Below are 18,094 nucleotides of genomic sequence, written 5' to 3'. Positions count from 1 at the left end.
AAATTGAATTTTGATATGATAGAAGGAAGTTAAGCTAGAAAGGAAAAATATGATGATTGAATATACAGGAGAACGAATCATTCCAGAATTCATGCAACCGATGAATGGGATGTTATTAGAGCATATCGCTCGTTATCACTTTGCTATTCCTTATGCAAAAGGACGTGTACTTGACTTTGCATGTGGAAGTGGGTTTGGGAGTAACATTATTGCCAAAGCAGCAAAAAAAGAAATTGAAGAGGTTGTTGCTATTGATATTGATGCAAAAGTAATCTCCTATGCACGAGGTACATATTATCACCCACTAGTTACGTTCCAACAAGGTGATGTGCTTGACCCAGAACTCCCTAAAAAATACGCACCATTCGATTTAATCATCAGCTTCGAGACACTAGAACATGTAGCAGACGAAGAGCAGTTCATGAATAATATATACGAAATGCTAAAGCCAGGAGGGAAACTTGTCATTTCCACTCCCTTTGGCCAAGGAAGAGGGAAACCTACTAGGGAGCCCTTTCATGTTCATCAACTAACAAAAGAAGAATTCCATGGACTTTTTAACCGCTATAAAGAAAAGGAATTTTACTTTCAAAAAGGGGTCCTAGTAGAGCCTGGCAGAGCAAATATACATTATCCGTTTGGGATTGCTGTTTGTACGAAATAACATAGATATCTTTTTCTTAGTTGGGAGATAAATCATTTGAGTGATACATCAATCATTTCTGAGATCCAAACGAATCATAAAGCAGTTGCGTTCACCTTTGACGATGGCCCAAATCCAATTTATACTCCTCAGGTACTCGAAATATTCAAAGAGGTTTCTGGAAGGGCCACTTTTTTTATGATTGGCAAGCATATGTTAAACCACCCCGAGCTTGTCTCACAAGTAACGGAGCAAATGCATGAGATTGGAAATCATACCTACTCTCACCCAAAATTAACTGAGCTAAGTTCAACAGAGTGTGCGGAAGAAATACTCACAACCGATAAGATCATAAAGGAACTCACAGGAACGAAACCCAAAACCTTTCGTCCCCCTTTTATTGATTATAATAATGAAACCGTTTCAATGGTGAAAAAACTAGATTACCATATGATTAGTGGTGTTAATTTTGAAGCAACCGATTGGGAAATGCCCGGTGTCGATCATATTGTAACAAAAACTAGAAACCAGGTCAGAAATGGAAGCATTTTCTTATTTCATGATGGCTTCGGAGATCGTTCGCAAACAATTGAAGCGGTTCGCTTTCTTGCCACTGAACTAACATCACAAGGGTATCAACTTGTCACGGTTAGCGAATTAATAAGCTTAAAAAACAAATAAGTAGCATCCTTAAAATTAAAATGTGAAAAATGATTCCTATAACGGAAGGATGAGAAGCGTGAAACTAGATCAAGGACAAAAATTATTATTTATTGGAGATTCAATTACGGACGCAGAGCGAAATAAAGAAGTGAGAGAAGGAGGTAACGGGGCACTAGGAAAAGGCTATGTTGCTTTTGTTGATGCCCTTCTACAGACCGGTTATCCTGAACTTGGAATTCGAACGGTTAATAAAGGAGTAAACGGAAACACCGTTCGCAATCTAGAAGCTAGATGGCAAGAAGACGTGATAGATCAAAATCCGGATTGGCTATCAGTGATGATTGGCATCAATGATGTTTGGCGACAATATGACGCCCCATTAATAAAAGAATATCATGTGTACATCGACGAATATGAAGAAACATTAAGAAAACTAATTAAGGAGACCAGGCCTCAAGTGAAAGGTCTCATCTTGATGACTCCTTTTTACCTTGAAAGAAATGAGCAGGACGCAATGCGGAGAACAATGGACCAATATGGAGAAGTTGTTAAAAAGATTGCTGATGAGACAGATTGTCTATTTGTTGACACTCAAGCCGCCCTTAACCAAATTTTAAATACATATTATCCTGCAGCACTGGCTTGGGACCGCGTTCATCCAAATGCTACAGGACATATGGTAATAGCAAAGGCTTTTCTACGAGTATTAGACTTTGATTGGGGCAAGTGATTGAAACTCCCATTTATACTACCAAACTACCACTCGCCAAATCATTTTATTGATAGAAGGTTAGTCTATTTCACAATCAAAGGACTCTATTTCCAACCCTGATTTTACAATATTTGGTAGTCCACCGTTGTCATAACAATTATTAGTCAAATCTCTAACTTCAACGTAACTAAAATAAATCTGAGAGATTACTACAAGACCGACCACAACGATTAATGAAGATAGAACCATTCTTAAGCTTTTCCCTTGTATCTGTTTTATATGTTTGATTTTTAATACCTCCATGCAATGTAGTTCATTTTCACTGATAGCTAAAATGAAAAATGACGTGTGTCATACTCACACGTCATTTTTTTAGCTTCTTTTGACCCAAGGTCTTTGATTTATTCAGTAATAATCATTGGACCTTCTTTCGTCACAATAATCGTATGCTCGTACTGCGCAACGAAACTATTTTCCGTAACATAAGTCCACCCATCGTCGAGCTGATAGACTTCCTCTTCACGTGTGGAGATAAACGGTTCGAAGGCGATTACCATTCCTTCTCTTAACAATTCATTATCCCAAGGCTCATAATAATTATATATATGGTCAGGCTTTTCATGAATGGTGCGTCCAATTCCATGTCCAGTGAGATTTAAGATGACGGTTAAGTCATTGTTTTTGGCCGTTTGCATGACCACTTTTCCAATTCCATTCTTCTTCGCGCCCGGCTTAATTTTTTTTAGGCCTGCATCAAAAGCTTCTTTTGCAACTTCACAGATTTTGCTTTTGATTTCATCGCCCTCACCGACAACAAAGGAGATACCTGTATCAGCAAAATAACCATCTTTTGAACCTGATACATCGATATTAACAAGGTCTCCCTCTTTTATGACACGCTCTCCTGGAATGCCATGTGCCACTTCCTCATTCACACTAATACATGTGTATCCTGGAAAATCATATTCTCCTTTTGGAGCAGAAACGGCACCAGCCTTTTCAAAGAGCTCCCCAGCAATTTCATCTAGTTCTTTTGTGGTAATTCCCGGTTTCGTTTTTTGGACCAATTCATTGCGAATACTTCCGCAAATTTTTCCAATTTCTTTTAATGCTTTAATATCTTCTTCTGTTTTTACAATCATGATTAAACCACCCATACTGTTAGACTTTAATTAATGAAAAAACATACATGTATATGATTGTACATTTACTTATAAATAAATCCAAGTTAGACATTTATTATGTATTCGTGTAGTCATCAAATGACAATAGGGCAAATCTAAGCGAACCAAGATCTGCCCCGAGTTTTATTCACCTAAATCAACATTATGATACACTTGACGAACATCTTCTAAATCTTCTAATGCATCAATCATTTTTTCAAATTGTGCTTGAGCGTCTTCTGGTAATTCTACTTCATTTTGTGCAAGCATGGTTAGTTCTGCAACAGTAAATTCAGTCACGCCTACGTTTTTAAACGCTTCTTGAACAGCGTGAAATTGGTCTGGTTCAGCATAAATAATGACTGCTTCCTCTTCCTCAAGGATGTCTCTTACTTCTATGTCAGCTTCCATTAACAATTCCAATACTTCATCTGCTGTTTTTCCTTCAACACCGAAAACAGCTGTTGTATCAAACATATAAGAAACGGAGCCGCTCACACCCATATTCCCACCATTTTTACCAAACGCTGCACGTACCTCAGAGGCAGTACGATTTACATTATTTGTTAATGCATCAACAATGACCATAGACCCATTTGGCCCAAAACCTTCATAACGTAGTTCGTCATAAGATTCATCATCGCCGCCTTTAGCCTTATCAATCGCACGGTCAATGATTGCTTTAGGGACATTATATGTTTTTGCACGCTCAAGGACGACTTTTAGAGCTTGATTTGCTTCCGGATCTGGTTCGCCTTGCTTTGCTGCCACATAGATTTCACGCCCGAACTTTGCGTAAATACGACTTGTGTTTGCATCTTTTGACGCTTTTTTGTCTTTAATATTATTCCATTTACGTCCCATCTTTAACACTCACTTTCAACATTAAATCTATAGAATAAAATAGTAATACGTAGATGCAACTTCTTCAACTCTTTTCTACCAATATAAAATTGGATTAGAGAGAATAAATTAAATCATTGCATTTTGACAATAACCATTATACCTCAATAAATACAAATTTTATATACTAGAAAGATGAATCAAAATTTAGACAAAAACTTTGTTAAACATGATTTTATAATTCCCCCAGGTCCTTTACTACCGTGGGGCAGTCGCTCGAATTTACCCGTTGAAGAATCAAGATATTCTTTAACAAAGTTTTAGGCAAAAAAAGGACCAAATTCTCTTGGCCCTTTAATTTACATTCTTTTTAGGTCAAGTACAATGTTCCACCTACATCACCAGCAAAACTTGGACTTCTAGTAGTAACGCCCAAAATACTTGTTACCATATTGAAATAGATCATTCCTATTCTATTCCCCAAAAGTCTCATTTTATCTAAATAAGCATAAAAAACAGCTAGCATCCATTTGCTAACTGTTTTTTCATGTTATACTCAGCCCGTTACATTAAAACTATGGTTATTCACGACTTCCAACTCTTTTGTCGTTTGTTCCATTGCACTTTTGCAAATTGGGCATGTTGGAACTGCACTGCTCTTAAAATTATCCCGAACCCAACAATTACACTGGTCTGAAGTACATACCCATATCTTCGTTTCCGCAGTGACAATCTCTTCAGGAGGTTTTCTTCCAAATGCCATTTCCCTCACGCTCCATTTCCAATTTTAGTCCAAAGCATGAATAAAAAAACATTTATAATAAAAAGCTCAATAAGCTAACTTTTTATAATAAATGAATTCCTTTTCTTTTTCAACTCTTCTCCCATCATATCATAATTAGATTTTTTTTACAAAAGAACTCACTTTTAACTTTTCTTCCAATAGGTCAACCCTCTAATAATATGCTCAATAAACCTAAAAATACACCTAATTTCATAAAACATTTGCTCCCTGCTATCTTTTAGTTGTACATGCCCATTAGACGGAATACATATAGTACGAGCATTCAATCTTGATTGGTAATGGGGGTATTGTATGAGTGTGTTTCTTAGCTATATATTTCTAGGTTTATCCCTAGCAGCACCAATCGGCCCAGTTAATGCAGCACAGATGGATAAGGGCATTAAAAGTGGATTTTTTCATTCATGGCTTTTAGGGTTAGGAGCATTATCCGCAGATATCGTCTATATGATAGCTGTTTATATGGGAGTCGTGAGATTTCTCGAAACACCATTTATGCAAACCTTTCTTTGGTTTTTTGGCTTTTTTGTCCTTATGTATACAGGGATAGAGACAATTATTGGCGCCGGGAAAATTGTTATGAAAAAAGGGAGGCAGTCTGAATCTGGTCTTAAATCCTTTATGTCAGGTTTCTTCATGTCCATCTCGAACCCGCTCACAATCCTTTTTTGGTTAGGAATTTATGGATCAGTTCTTGCTCGGACAGCCACCTCATACGGAACAAGTGAATTGGTGTTATATAGCTTTGCTATTATCTTAGGTTTGGTTATTTGGGACATTACGATGGCATTTATTTCGAGTAGTTTTAAAAGGTTGTTAACGACTCGTCTTCTTACTGTAATCTCCTACCTATCGGGTGCCTCGCTTATTGGATTTGCAATCTATTTTGGAATTCAGGCAGTGAAGGTTCTAATTCAATCTTGAAATTATTTGTACTAAACAATGGAAAAACCGCTAAGTTTTGTTTTAGCGGTTTTTAGCATGCCACTACTGAAATCTTGGTCGTGGCACTTTGGCACTCTTTTTCTTTTTTTTCTTACCACCTATTGCATTTCGGAGCATTAGGATAAGCCCAATGATCGCAAGGAAAAGTAGTGAAATAAAAAAACCAGGACGTGCCATATGATCAAAAAGTGTTCCACTCACAGCTGCTACGATTAAAACTATTGCTCCGAACCTCTTCACCTGTTCAAACTTCGTCAGCTTAATAATATGCTTATATGAAAACATGAGAAACAACCAATTGTAGATGAGCATTAATCCCGCAGCTGTAGTTAAGTATTCGTAAATGCGGTCAGGCATCGCAAAGGAGAGGATAATTGATGTTATTAAACCAAGGACCGTTAGCCCTAAAGCAAAGTGAGGAACCTTTAATTTTCCTGCCTTTGACAACACCTTTGGAGCATCCCCATCTTTAGACAATGTAACAATCATGCTTGTAACAGCAAACAAGGATGCACACATCGTCGAGAAGCCTGCAATAATCATCGCCCCATTGAATAGATGGGGTACTAGCGGAAGGTTATAATGATCCAATGTGGTAACAAACGGACTTTCTTTAGTCGTGAAATCTTTATATGGCACTAATAGCACGGCAAGCGCAATGGCTAAAAGGTAAATAGTCGTAAGTAATAAGAGCATTATTTTCCCAGCTTTAGGGGCATCTTCTTTGTTTTTAAGCCTTGGAGCCATGATTCCCATAATTTCGATCCCACCGAAAGCATAAAAAGCATAAATTAATGCAGTCCATAATCCCATAAATCGACCTGCAAAGAAATGATCCATTGTGTTCGAAACATTTACCTCATGACCAAGACCGTTAAATACACCAAATACCGCTAGAGTTGCAAGAACTAAAAACATAAAGATAGCTGCTACTTTTACAATCGCAAATATATTTTCCATCTTTTCAAAGCCCTTTGTTCCTGTTAGAACGACACCTAGTCCGAGTACAGCAAAACCAGCTGCGAAAACCCAAAGTGGAATATCAGGAAACCAAAAAGTTGAAAACAAGGACAAAGCCGTTAATTGACTTCCCATAATCAGAAGTTCAGAACCCCAATAAACCCATCCGCTGGAAAATCCGGCCCACTTGCCATATGCCTTTTTCGCATAGGAACGAAAAGAACCCTTTTGAGGATCTTTAGCTGCCATTTTTGCTAGCGCATCAAAAACAAGGTAGGTACCAAGTGCGGCTAGTGAAAACACAATTAATGCCGATGGACCCGTTTTTGTTATAGCAAGAGCAGAGCCAAGAAAAAAACCAGTTCCGATAATACAACCAATCCCAATCATCGACAGCTGCCACCAAGCCAATTTTGCTTCCTTTGAGGACTTACCGCTCATTTACTATCCCTCCCGTATTCATCTTGTCTATTGTTTGAACGTGAGGGACTATTTATGTAAAAAGAAAACGCAACTTCTTAAAGTTTGCTGGTAACATCTAAGTCCGATTTCAACAATAGATTATCTGGTCTTACCATTTTCAGATATGAAAGTTTACTCACACTAGCTTAGACATTCAAAAAAGGATCACATATCCAAATCCCTTTATCTTCTTATTTTGCATTGGAGGAAAATGATAGAAGTTTGGAATCTTCACATTTAATTCATAAAAAAATGAATACTTTGTGTTCAATCTTTCTTTGAGCTAAATCTCGATTAGTTGATTGTTTCACGCTTTTTCGATATATAATAAGAGGAGAAAAATTAAAGGATGATGTTATATGGAAATTACCGGACATACCGTTGAATTGTTAGAAGATCCGTTTGGGGTTTTAACTGGAGATCGCTATGAGTTCTTTTTGCGAATTTCAGTTGATGAAGAAGATGAGTTATATACAGAAAATGGTATATTGCTAAAAGTCATTTTTTCAATGGTAAATGATGAGCCCAAAATTCTTCAGTATTATTTTATTGAACGCACCACAGAAAACATTCTCGATTTTGCCCTAGAAGAGGATGAGGAAGCACTTGTTAAAGACTACTGCAAGGGAAATCTCTCGGTAGAAGAAGAGGTATAAAAAAAAAGAGCAACTTGCTCTTTTTTTATACCTCTATTTCTTTTCCTTCTTCAACAATATGGTATAGAAGGTGAGCTAAATGATGGATTGGACCATACTCTTCTTCATCCTCACTCACTTCTTCATTGTATTCTAAATCATTTAAATACAAGGCTACAAATTCATAAAAAGCATTAAGCTCAAATCCGTAACAAGCCATAGGCTCTTCATTGTCTTCCTCATATTGAAGCATTAGATAACTTGGTTTATCTTCTTTATCAACAGCATCAAAAAAAACAAAAAAACCAATATTCGTATCAAGATCAAACAAATGTCTTGTTCCATTAGCAGTGACCTGACTATAATCTTCCTCAGATAACTTTTGCACCGTCATTTTACCTACCTGATCCTCTGCATGAAAATCAACTGTAAAGGACTTCATAGTACCACTCCATTCCCTAATCAAAATTGACGGTTTTATTTTGTTCAATTAGGAAGTTCCTTAGTCCTAATCAAAGCAAATGCACACTTTATAACGTTAAAGTGTGCTTTTGTCGTCATAAAAAACATGTTCAAATTTTAGGTCAGAACTAAATGTAATCAGTCCATAGGAGTATTGTTTTTGACGTCGTTTATCTGTAGCAGAACCAGGGTTAAACAAGACTACATCGTCTTCTTTTTTCAGCAACGGGATATGAGAATGTCCAAATACGATGCAATTCACTTCCCCTTTTAAAAACGCTGATTGGGCACGCTTTTCTGTCGTCTTACCAGTTCCGTGTCCATGAACAACTCCAATTCTAAAGTCTTCTACCTCGATAATCTCCCTGGCATTTAACCTTTTCGCTAACTCAGGACTATCAACATTCCCTGTGACACCTACTAATTTGCCATACTGACATAATTCATGATAGACCTCAATCGTCTGCCAATCACCAGCATGAATAATTAAATCAGCTGAACGTAAGTCACCGGCTAGCTTTGACGGCAGTCCCTTTGCTTTTTTTGGAATATGGGTATCAGAAAGAACAACTATTTTCATGATGGTTTATCCTTTTACATGTTGAGTTGTGATAATTACTTTATTCCTATCTAGCTTCCACTTTTATATGTCGTTATATTATAGTAATCCTTTGTATCACCATATCCATTAAACTCAATATCTAAATCATGAAAGAATCTGTGAAGCTTTAGTAGATTGTCCTTATCTTCCTTTCCTGAAATTACTTCTTTGGCATAGGAGGATATCTTGTCTAAGTCCTGCTGTAATGCTTGATTCTCCGTCTGAATGGTTTCCATTACATTCAGAATTTCAGTCGCAATGTCTTTTTGCTCATTCCATTTCACAGAGTCAATTCCTCCCCATCCAAGTGAATCGTTATACGTATCGTGGAATTCTTTAATAAACAAACCAACATTTTTATACTTGCTTGTTTCCGCCTCTTCAGTGAATTCTGCTACTGTGTTACTCGCAACTACTTTACCGCTATCATCTTTTACAGTGGTGTCCGGCTCTTTCTTATCCCCTTCGGTCACCGAATAACCCACATATCCCCCTACAAGAACAACAATTAATGCTAGCGCTACTAACCATGTCGACCATGACTTCATATATAACAGCCCTTTCTAAAAATTTTCACTGACCCTGTTAAAGGGCGTTACAATGACTTTCTCTCTTACACTCAGTTTGGTGCATCATACTATTTTGACAAAAACGTTGAAAATTCCTTTTTAAAAATGAAAATGTTTTTAAATAGAGTAGAACATTACTCATGTATTTCAATACGTCTGGGATTAAAAAACAGGATGGATTCATTACTTTATATAGAATATTTCACCTTTAATTAAAAGGCATGTCAGAATGAACTACCTTTTCCCACCCAGTCCAGGACAAAGCTTGCGTTCTATTTTCATCCGTCATTTCTGGCTCACATTTTGTTTCTATTTTTCCGATTTCCTCGAAACTTTCCTGCGAGAAAGGCAGTACCGGTCGCTATAGGTTCATTAAGTGCGGGTTTCCACCCTGCCGCCTTCTTTTATTGCGTTTTCCATTCTCTTAATTCATTTTCTTACAGATACCGTCAACATAAAAAAAAAACCGAATTTTGCATATGCAAAATTCGGTTTTTGGTGCACGTTTATGCTTGTTTTTTTACCTTCGTGACAGTACGCTTTCGTTTTGCTGGTTCTTTCTTCTTCACGGTTTCTGCCTTATCCGGCTTTGTTCGATCGATAGATGCCTGAAGCGCCGCCATTAAATCGGTAACATTGGTAACTGGTTCTTTTTCCTTTGCTGTAACTGTTTCTTGTCCGGTCCGCTTACTTTCAATTAGCTCTAGCAATGCGGTTCGATAATCATCGGTATATTTTTCAGGATTGAATTCCGTTGTTAATTGATCAATGAGCATAATCGCAGTATCTAGTTCTTTTTCTGTGACCTTATCCTCAGCTGGAACACTCGGAACATCAGCGGAACTCCTGACTTCGTCAGGAAAATGGATGGTCTCCATTACCAGTGTGTTTTCATAAACCCTTACGATGGCTAATTGTTCTTTCGCCCTGATGATAATTTTCGCTAACCCAACCTTTTGCGATTCCTTTAACGCTTTTCTTAATAAGGAATACGCCTTCCCCCCCCCTTCATTAGGGGACATATAATAACTTCGGTTGTAATAAATCGGATCAATTTCTTCCATTTTCACAAAATCAATAATCTCCACTGCTTTATCTTCATTTTCTTTTCTTAAGCTTTCAAGTTCTTCGTTTTCTAAAACAACATATTTGCCTTTGGTGTACTCATATGCTTTCACAATATCATCAGGTTGTAATTCCTCTTCACAAACGGAGCAAACTTTTTCATATTTAACAGGAGAGTTACATTTCTTATGAAGTGTTCTTAATTTGATGTCTTTATCCTCTGTTGCCGTATGCAGCTTTATTGGGATATTTACCAACCCAAACGAGATGCTTCCTTTCCACATTGTATGCATCGATATATCTCCATTTCTAAGTAGGTTGTCCTTAATTTATGTAGGAAATCATGGTTCATCCTTATAAACATTTGCCAGTGGAGTAGTTTTTGTCCTTTCTGGAAAACTAACCATATAAAAAAGGACCGGAAAGGAGATTGACATGAAACCGATGCTACCGACACTTACCTTTGAGCGTCCAACAGGAGAGGAATGGCGTTTTGAGGTAAAGTACGATGGATTTCGTGCCTTCCTAGAATGGGATAAAAACATAAAATTAACCAGCAGAAATGGAAATAGCCTTTTGGGGAACTTTCCGGAAATTGAGGCGTTTTTACAAGACAATCACGAGCTTTTTCAGCCTTTTCTGCCGTTAACACTCGATTGTGAACTAGTGGACCTTGAGAGTCCCTATCACGCGAACTTTGGGGCTATTCAAATTAGGGGTAGGATGCGTTCTGCGGAAAGAATAAAAGAAAAGGCGAAGGAAAATCCTTGTAAGCTGATGGTTTTCGATGTACTAAAGCTACGCGGGAAAGATTTGACAAAGAAGCCTTATAACCAGCGACGCGAAATTTTAGAGACCTTCTTTAAGGATTTAGAATTGCCTTCTTTTCCTGAAAAGTCCAATCCAAAGGCACTCCAGCTAGTCCCTGCCGAAAGTAATTTTTCTAGATTATGGGACCATATCCTTTTAAACGATGGAGAAGGTGTCGTCGCCAAACACCAAAAAAGCTTATGGGAAGAGGGAAAACGGACAGATAAATGGTTTAAGTTCAAGAACTGGAAATATGTATCATGTTTTATCACTGCTTACGAAAAATCAAATGGGTATTTTTATGTGTCCGTTTATAAAGGTAAAGAATTCTTTCCTCTCGGAGCTGTTCTTTTTGGTTTTAAGCCTGATGAAAAGGCAGCTCTCTTTCAAACCATTAAGGATAATCATGTCCGCGAAGATGACCGTTTTCTCTATGTTAACCCGGCAATCTGTTTGGAAATTAAATACCTTGAACTGTATGAAGACCAAATGCGCGAACCTCATTTTCATCAATTTCGATTCGATTTAAAACCTGAGGATTGTACCTTTGAAAAGTTTGTTGAGCAACAGAAAAATCTCCCAACTGGCATAGAAATTACTCACCCTGACAAACCCATTTGGGAAGAACCGGCAATCAGTAAGATGGATTTCATTCAATATTTACGAGAAGTTTCTCCGTTCATGCTCCCGTTTTTGAAAGACAGGTTATTAACGGTCATTCGTTATCCACACGGAATGTTTGGAGAAGCTTTTTATCAAAAAAACGCTCCTGACTATGCACCGGATTTCGTGCAAACCTCGATGTCAGAAGGAATCAATTATATTGTTTGTAATGATTTAAAAACCTTGCTATGGTTAGGGAACCAAATTGCGGTGGAGTACCATATCCCTTTTCAAACCATTGAGAGCACTGGTCCGGATGAAATCGTCTTCGATCTTGATCCACCATCAAGGGATTATTTCCATTTAGCTGTTGAAGCAGCATTACTCATAAAAGAGGTCTTGGATCAGCTTGAATTGATTAGTTTTATTAAGACCTCAGGAAACAAAGGCTTGCAGATTTACATTCCATTACCGAAAAATAAGTATACGTATGACGATACGAGATTGTTTACAGCGTTTATTGCCGAATACCTAATTAGCAAAAATCCGGATTCTTTTACAATTGAACGAATGAAGAAGAAACGTGGGAACCGACTTTATGTTGACTATGTGCAACATGCAGAAGGAAAAACAATTATTGCCCCTTTTTCCCCAAGAGGCAAGCAGCACGCTACTGTAGCGGCTCCATTGTACTGGGAAGAAGTGAATGAAGATTTAGCGATTACAGACTTTAGAATTAACAACATGATGAAAAGAATAAATGAAAAAGGTTCTCCTTTTGCAGATTACCCTAAAGTAAAAGAAGAGCAAAACTTCGACCCAGTATTGGCGGTCCTTCGAAAAGGGGCAAAGTGAAGAACGGTGTCATCAGAGAAGGAAATTGTTTTTTAGGATATTGTTGAGGCATTCAATGTGACCGTTTGCTGGATTTCGTTGGCTGTTTGGTCACGTTGGGACCTTCAATGTGACCGTTTCCTGCATTTCGTTGGCTGTTTGGTCACGTTGGGACCTTCTATGTGACCGATTCCTGCATTTCGTTGGCTGTTTGGTCACGTTGAGACCTTCTATGTGACCGTTCCTGGATTTCCTTGGCTGTTTGGTCACGTTGAGACCTTCTATGTGACGTTCCTGGGTTTCCTCGGCTGTTTGGTCACGTTGGGACCTTCTATGTGACCGTTCCTGAATTTCGTTGGCTGTTTGGTCACGTTGGGACCTTCTATGGGACCGTTCCTGGATTTCCTCTGCTGTTGGGTCACGTTGGGACCTTCTATGGGACCGTTTCTTGGATTTCCTCGGCTGTTTGGTCACGTTGGGACCTTCTATGTGACCGTTCCTGGATTTCCTCTGCTGTTTGGTCACGTTGAGACCTTCTATGTGACCGTTCCTGGGTTTCCTCGGCTTTTTGGTCACGTTGGGACCTTCTATGGAACCGTTTCCTGCATTTCCTCGGCTGTTTGGTCACGTTGGGACCTTCTATGTGACCCTTTCCTGGATTTCGTTGGCTGTTTGGTCACGTTGAGACCTTCTATGGGACCGTTTCCTGCATTTCCTCGGCTGTTTGGTCACGTTGGGACCTTCTATGGGACCGTTTCCTGCATTTCCTCGGCTGTTTGGTCACGTTGGGACTTTCAATGTGACCTTTGACGATAGTGTAATTCCTAAACGACAAAAAGCCCTGAAAATTTTATATTTCAGGGCTTTCCTGCTACTGTTACTTTGCATCTAACACAGTTTGAGCATGTTCACGCAGATGATGATAGGCCTCTTGTTCACTGTAATTATGTTTGTCAGTCACCTTTTGGCTTATGGCGTCAACTGTTGCCTTATACATATAAGTTGCATTGCCGATTAAATCAATCGTATAACGGTCTCCCTCTTTGTGCACGACACATTGAACCATGCCTCCGTTGTTATAAACAGAAATTTTCTCTTCAAACTGATTTTCACCAATCAAACAGGTCACAAGGCTTGAAGAAGACATCGCTGTTCCGCATGCATTCGTAAATCCTACTCCGCGTTCAAAGGTGCGAACATATATTTTTCCCTTCTCAAGGAGCTTTATAAAACTCACATTTACTCCATCAGGGAACCATTCGTTTGGTCCATTTACTTTTTCACTTAATTCCTTTTGCATGTTTGATTCTACTTGGTCATTATTAACAATTGCCACAAGATGTGGGTTTGGAACAGCTAATGCTGTGAAAACAAGGTCATTTGACAAGCTAGGGATCTTTTGCTGAATTAATTCTTCCTGATCCAGTTTTAGCGGGAGGTCCTCTAAACGAAATGAAACAGGGGAAATTTCAACATTGTAAGTTGGAACTCCAGGGAAGATGTCCGTTTCTTTTTTCACTTGCAAGTTTGCCTTCATCGTCTCAACAATCGCCTCGGTGACCCCCAGCTTCTCACATATATAACGGGCTGCACAACGCAAACCATTCCCACACATCGATGCTTCCGAACCATCTGAATTAAACACGCGCATTCTTGCATCCGCTTTTGTACTAGACAATATAAACAGAATGCCATCAGCACCTAGCTCCGTTTCACGGTTACAAAGAGATTTCGCAAGATCAGCACGACTCTCCTCTGTAAATCCATAATCACGGTCCATTTCATCTATTAAAAGAAAATCATTTCCTGATCCATGACACTTTATTAATTCAATCATCATCCTCGCCTCCCAACTATGTACTATATTAAAAGATGCCATAATTTCACTGATTGTTCAACAAAAAGAAAATCACCATAATAAAAACCACCCGGTACTAAACGGGTGGAACTAAGGCAAGCAGTTACGGGAGCTTTTTTATTTCCCCTTCAAGATGCTCTTTTGTCATTCCGCCAACAGTAATGCTACGAATGACTCCATCAGAATCAATGAAAAAGCTGGTTGGATAAGCCATGATTTCATAGTCACTTGAAACACGATTTTTCTCATCCATTGGGATTGGAAAGCTCAACCCATATTCTGAAACAAAATCTACAACATTTTCCCGTGCCTTTTCGGTTACAGTTGAGTTGACAGCTAAAATTTCAAACCCATCTTCCTGGTATTTTTCATACATTTCTTGCATATAGGGCATCTCTGCTTTACACGGTGGACACCACGTAGCCCAAAAGTTTACAAGAACCTTTTTTCCTCGAAGGTCACTTAATTTTATCGAATTCCCATTTAAATCAACCAAAGAGAAATCAGGTGCAACATTCCCTTCTGCCAAGCCAACTGGAAGTTCATCTAGGTTATCCAGTTTTTTATATTTTCCGGTCAGTCCGACTTTATTAATTATTCCTTCATCCTTTAAAACCGTCATATCGACGACAAACAAGACAGCGAGAATAATACCAATCACAATCAAAAACTTCTTCATGCTAACATCCCTTTCGAAAAAACCTCTTGATGCTATTGTAAAACGAAATGAACATAAACTGCATTAAAAAAGTGAAAACTTTCTAAACGTTTGTCATCTTAATGATTTTCATATTGATAATGACTGATGACAGCAGCCAAAGTTAATAGCTTGTCTGCTTGATTAGAGGATATGTCAAACGAAAGAATAGGGGTGTTAATCGTAAAGTGTTTTGTCCACTTGGTCGGCATCCAGCCCTTTTGCAATCTTGACACAACTTTCTCTTCCCTCACTACACGTACATCCGTATACGTACTAGAATGGCTACTCCTCATAAATTTCACTCCAGCTTCATCAGAGGGAGAGGTACCTAATTGCTGGTGATGATCATATACCATCACTACATTCATATCTTCATCCATCACTTCTACCTTTTGATTCACTGCAATAAAATAGGCTAAAAGCTTCCCAGTAGAATCATATAAACCAAATGTCTTTTTTAAACGACGATCCAGCATATCAGGTAAGAGGTAGCGCCAACGTGTTTGGTTGAGTTCTTTAATTTCTCCTGCTAGCAAACTATTAGGATGGAATAGCAACAGCCTAAGAGCCGGTGCTGGGGCAAAAGTAAGCAGATAATCGGAATAGGTAAAAAAATCATCTAGCTTTTGGTCCAAACAGACAAATAAAGCCTCCTTCGCGCGTTTCCTATAACGTAGATAGCCCTGAAGCTGCACAACAGAAAACAAGAAAAAGGGGATAAACAGCAAGCCTAAAGGCGGTCTTGAAGGTAAGAACAACCCTATCATTAATAGTAGGGTAAGCAGAGTAATGGCTAGGATACATGCATATAAATAGGATTGAGCGGTTCTGTAATAATATTGTTTTATGCTCATAATTTTTTTCCTCACACTTCATTAGCTTATTACTCTATTCTATTAAACTCGTACTAAGTTCATTCTAGTAAAATCAATAAAAAGAGCTATCCAGTGAGGATAGCTCAATACTCCCAGGCTAAAAGACGACCTTTTGCTTTCCTGGCGTCTTCATACCCTTGATTATATAACTTTTCAAGTTTTGCCGGATTTCTTTCCATACGACCAACCTTCAACGGGTCTGTCGGTCGAATAATCAAGACATTTCCTTTTTTCTCTTCTTCAGTTAAATAGGAAATCGTATCGTTGTAGACTTGATACCGTTTCGCCAGTGCCGTTTGCAAACCACTGTATTGTGGATACTTTCGTTTTATAAGGAATTGAAATTTAGATGGCTTTTTTAAATAGCCTTCATTCCTCGTTAAAACAACTACATTCTTTTTATTCCCATCTTGAATCGACTTTTTAATGGGGATGGGATCACTTATTCCGCCATCGAGAAGTAGCTTGTTTTTAAAATGAATTTCCGGAGAAAGAAACGGTAATGAACTGGACGCTCTGATTGCCTTTAACATATCTTGTCCATAATCTTCTTTTGAAAAATACACCGCTTCTCCAGTCAAACAATCGGTTGTACCCACGACAAACTCTGCTTCATTCTTGTAAAACTCTTCATAATAATAAGGGACAATTTTATTCGGAATTTCATCAAAAATAAAATCCATTCCAAACGCTTGCCTCGTTTTAATAAAATTTTGCCAAGATATATAGCGAGGATCTGTAATGAAACCAATATTTACTTTTTTATTTCTCCCTTTTTGTTTGGATAAGTAGGAAGCAGCCATGGCTGCACCTGCAGAAACACCAATTACATAAGGAAAGTTAATCCCCTGTTCTAGAAAATACTCGAGAACACCAGCCGTATAAACTCCTCTCATCCCTCCACCTTCAAGGACAAGACCTGCATCAATCGCCACGTATATCTTCCTTTCTACATTAACAAATTCACAATAGTTATCTTAGCATATTAAAGGAATTTTATAGAAAAAGATGCTCTGGTAAAAACAATGTAAAAAGTATTTATCTGTTTCCAATGGGTTATTTTAGGGAATTCGGCAATCCTTTCATCCTAGTTAATGTTCTCTCTAGTCCTTCTCATTGACTATGCTCATTAAACGTACTTCTGTTTGGATATTAAGGAGCCTCTTCATTAACTATACCAGCTATGGGCATTAACCAGGTCCCTCACTGACTATACTCGATAAAAATTCACCTGTTGGCCACTGACCAGACTTCTCTTTTGACCATACTCGGTGAAAATGTTGCACGGTATTGATGGGCTCTTTTGAACACCGCTGAGATTTAGTAGACTCCAACCTACCAATCATAGGAGTGTTCCCAGCTATCCAGAGTACAACAAAAAAAGGCCAAACCTATAGCTTGTTGATACTAAGCTAGTGATTCGACCTCCTGTTATTATAGAATCCTGAAAATGAATGGGATGCGGTATTCTTGGCCTTCATAAGCTTTGATCGCACCCACGATTGTAAACACAACGCCAAGCACTCCTACAACGGGTGCTAGGATAAATCCAATTAAAACTATCATTAGAATCCAACTAACGATTCCATATACAGCGTAGGATATTAGGAAGTTCAAATATTCTCTACCGTGAAAATCAATATAACTTGATTCATTCTTTTTTATAAGCCAAATGACGAGCGGTCCAATAAAGACGGTAAAAAAACTAATTGCATAAATAGCAGCCGAAAGCAGTCTTTCCTCATTGCTAGGCATTTCTTTTCCCCCTTTTTCATCCCTTTTCTTAATTACGTAGTTCCAAGATAAAAGTTTCATCATTTAAGTATATTCCACTCGGTTGAGATGAGAAGTTCTTGTTTTGGACAATCTGAATACATTTGTAGTACAAG

Annotated in this window: 20 protein-coding genes; 6 read left to right on the top strand and 14 right to left on the bottom strand. The window is 38.2% G+C overall.

Going from position 1 to position 18,094, the window contains the following annotated elements:
- Window positions 1-52 precede the first annotated feature (52 nt).
- Genes H0185_RS07975 through H0185_RS07965 form a run of 3 tightly spaced genes read left to right on the top strand, consistent with a single transcriptional unit; the run spans window position 53 to window position 2,036 of the window.
- On the top strand, window positions 53-664 hold the full coding sequence (locus H0185_RS07975; RefSeq protein WP_221873085.1) for a class I SAM-dependent methyltransferase: 612 nt from the start codon (window positions 53-55) through the stop codon (window positions 662-664).
- Between the two features lie 36 nt (window positions 665-700).
- On the top strand, window positions 701-1,324 hold the full coding sequence (locus tag H0185_RS07970) for a polysaccharide deacetylase family protein (protein ID WP_246629066.1): 624 nt from the start codon (window positions 701-703) through the stop codon (window positions 1,322-1,324).
- A gap of 58 nt (window positions 1,325-1,382) precedes the next feature.
- On the top strand, window positions 1,383-2,036 hold the full coding sequence (locus tag H0185_RS07965) for an SGNH/GDSL hydrolase family protein (RefSeq protein ID WP_221872841.1): 654 nt from the start codon (window positions 1,383-1,385) through the stop codon (window positions 2,034-2,036).
- 60 nt (window positions 2,037-2,096) lie between these two features.
- On the opposite strand, the gene H0185_RS07960 is transcribed toward H0185_RS07965, so the two are convergent.
- The 4 genes from H0185_RS07960 to H0185_RS07945 all read right to left on the bottom strand — a co-directional run bounded on the left by H0185_RS07960 (window position 2,097) and on the right by H0185_RS07945 (window position 4,787).
- The gene (locus tag H0185_RS07960; protein WP_221872839.1) at window positions 2,097-2,267 is read right to left on the bottom strand and encodes a hypothetical protein; all 171 of its coding nucleotides are present in this window, start codon (window positions 2,265-2,267) and stop codon (window positions 2,097-2,099) included.
- 152 nt (window positions 2,268-2,419) lie between these two features.
- Entirely contained in the window at window positions 2,420-3,160 is a 741-nt protein-coding gene (map, locus tag H0185_RS07955) for a type I methionyl aminopeptidase (protein WP_221872837.1), read from the bottom strand.
- Window positions 3,161-3,325: 165 nt separating this feature from the next.
- Window positions 3,326-4,045: a YebC/PmpR family DNA-binding transcriptional regulator gene (locus H0185_RS07950; protein ID WP_221872836.1), complete on the bottom strand. Its 720-nt coding sequence runs from the start codon at window positions 4,043-4,045 to the stop codon at window positions 3,326-3,328.
- A 535-nt stretch (window positions 4,046-4,580) separates the two neighbouring features.
- On the bottom strand, window positions 4,581-4,787 hold the full coding sequence (locus H0185_RS07945) for a cold-shock protein (RefSeq protein ID WP_221872834.1): 207 nt from the start codon (window positions 4,785-4,787) through the stop codon (window positions 4,581-4,583).
- A 333-nt stretch (window positions 4,788-5,120) separates the two neighbouring features.
- On the opposite strand from H0185_RS07945, the gene H0185_RS07940 reads away from it, so the two are divergent.
- Window positions 5,121-5,750: a LysE family transporter gene (locus H0185_RS07940; RefSeq protein WP_221872832.1), complete on the top strand. Its 630-nt coding sequence runs from the start codon at window positions 5,121-5,123 to the stop codon at window positions 5,748-5,750.
- Between the two features lie 63 nt (window positions 5,751-5,813).
- Here H0185_RS07940 and H0185_RS07935 read toward each other — a convergent pair whose 3' ends face one another.
- Window positions 5,814-7,172: an amino acid permease gene (locus tag H0185_RS07935; RefSeq protein WP_221872829.1), complete on the bottom strand. Its 1,359-nt coding sequence runs from the start codon at window positions 7,170-7,172 to the stop codon at window positions 5,814-5,816.
- 380 nt (window positions 7,173-7,552) lie between these two features.
- Here H0185_RS07935 and H0185_RS07930 point away from each other — a divergent pair, with 380 nt between their 5' ends.
- Window positions 7,553-7,849 (top strand): DUF6509 family protein, encoded by a 297-nt coding sequence (locus H0185_RS07930; protein WP_221872827.1) that lies wholly within the window; start codon window positions 7,553-7,555, stop codon window positions 7,847-7,849.
- A 25-nt stretch (window positions 7,850-7,874) separates the two neighbouring features.
- Here H0185_RS07930 and H0185_RS07925 read toward each other — a convergent pair whose 3' ends face one another.
- From H0185_RS07925 to ku, 4 genes are all read right to left on the bottom strand, one after another.
- Entirely contained in the window at window positions 7,875-8,270 is a 396-nt protein-coding gene (locus H0185_RS07925) for a cytosolic protein (RefSeq protein WP_221872825.1), read from the bottom strand.
- 96 nt (window positions 8,271-8,366) lie between these two features.
- Window positions 8,367-8,870, bottom strand: a complete 504-nt coding sequence (locus H0185_RS07920) for a metallophosphoesterase family protein (RefSeq protein WP_221872823.1) — start codon at window positions 8,868-8,870, stop codon at window positions 8,367-8,369.
- A gap of 50 nt (window positions 8,871-8,920) precedes the next feature.
- A complete protein-coding gene (locus tag H0185_RS07915; protein ID WP_221872821.1) occupies window positions 8,921-9,439 on the bottom strand; it encodes a hypothetical protein in 519 nt (172 codons plus the stop codon).
- 527 nt (window positions 9,440-9,966) lie between these two features.
- The gene (ku, locus tag H0185_RS07910; protein ID WP_221872819.1) at window positions 9,967-10,818 is read right to left on the bottom strand and encodes a non-homologous end joining protein Ku; all 852 of its coding nucleotides are present in this window, start codon (window positions 10,816-10,818) and stop codon (window positions 9,967-9,969) included.
- 142 nt (window positions 10,819-10,960) lie between these two features.
- Here ku and H0185_RS07905 point away from each other — a divergent pair, with 142 nt between their 5' ends.
- Complete coding sequence (locus H0185_RS07905; protein WP_221872817.1) at window positions 10,961-12,793, top strand: DNA ligase D; 1,833 nt, start codon at window positions 10,961-10,963, stop codon at window positions 12,791-12,793.
- An 856-nt stretch (window positions 12,794-13,649) separates the two neighbouring features.
- On the opposite strand, the gene dapF is transcribed toward H0185_RS07905, so the two are convergent.
- The 5 genes from dapF to H0185_RS07880 form a co-directional block, all read right to left on the bottom strand.
- Window positions 13,650-14,612, bottom strand: coding sequence for a diaminopimelate epimerase (dapF, locus tag H0185_RS07900; protein WP_221872815.1), 963 nt, complete (start codon window positions 14,610-14,612; stop codon window positions 13,650-13,652).
- 121 nt (window positions 14,613-14,733) lie between these two features.
- Window positions 14,734-15,309: a redoxin domain-containing protein gene (locus H0185_RS07895; protein ID WP_221872813.1), complete on the bottom strand. Its 576-nt coding sequence runs from the start codon at window positions 15,307-15,309 to the stop codon at window positions 14,734-14,736.
- 98 nt (window positions 15,310-15,407) lie between these two features.
- Window positions 15,408-16,184, bottom strand: a complete 777-nt coding sequence (locus H0185_RS07890) for a hypothetical protein (protein WP_221872812.1) — start codon at window positions 16,182-16,184, stop codon at window positions 15,408-15,410.
- Window positions 16,185-16,288: 104 nt separating this feature from the next.
- A complete protein-coding gene (locus H0185_RS07885) occupies window positions 16,289-17,140 on the bottom strand; it encodes a patatin-like phospholipase family protein (RefSeq protein WP_221872810.1) in 852 nt (283 codons plus the stop codon).
- A 499-nt stretch (window positions 17,141-17,639) separates the two neighbouring features.
- Complete coding sequence (locus H0185_RS07880; protein WP_221872808.1) at window positions 17,640-17,960, bottom strand: DUF4870 domain-containing protein; 321 nt, start codon at window positions 17,958-17,960, stop codon at window positions 17,640-17,642.
- Window positions 17,961-18,094: the final 134 nt, after the last annotated feature.

The organism is Mesobacillus maritimus (assembly GCF_019749255.1).
Classification (GTDB): Bacteria; Bacillota; Bacilli; order Bacillales; family Cytobacillaceae; genus Mesobacillus_B; species Mesobacillus_B maritimus_A.
Note: the sequence above shows the minus strand (reverse complement) of the source record. Positions and strands in the feature narration are given on the sequence as shown.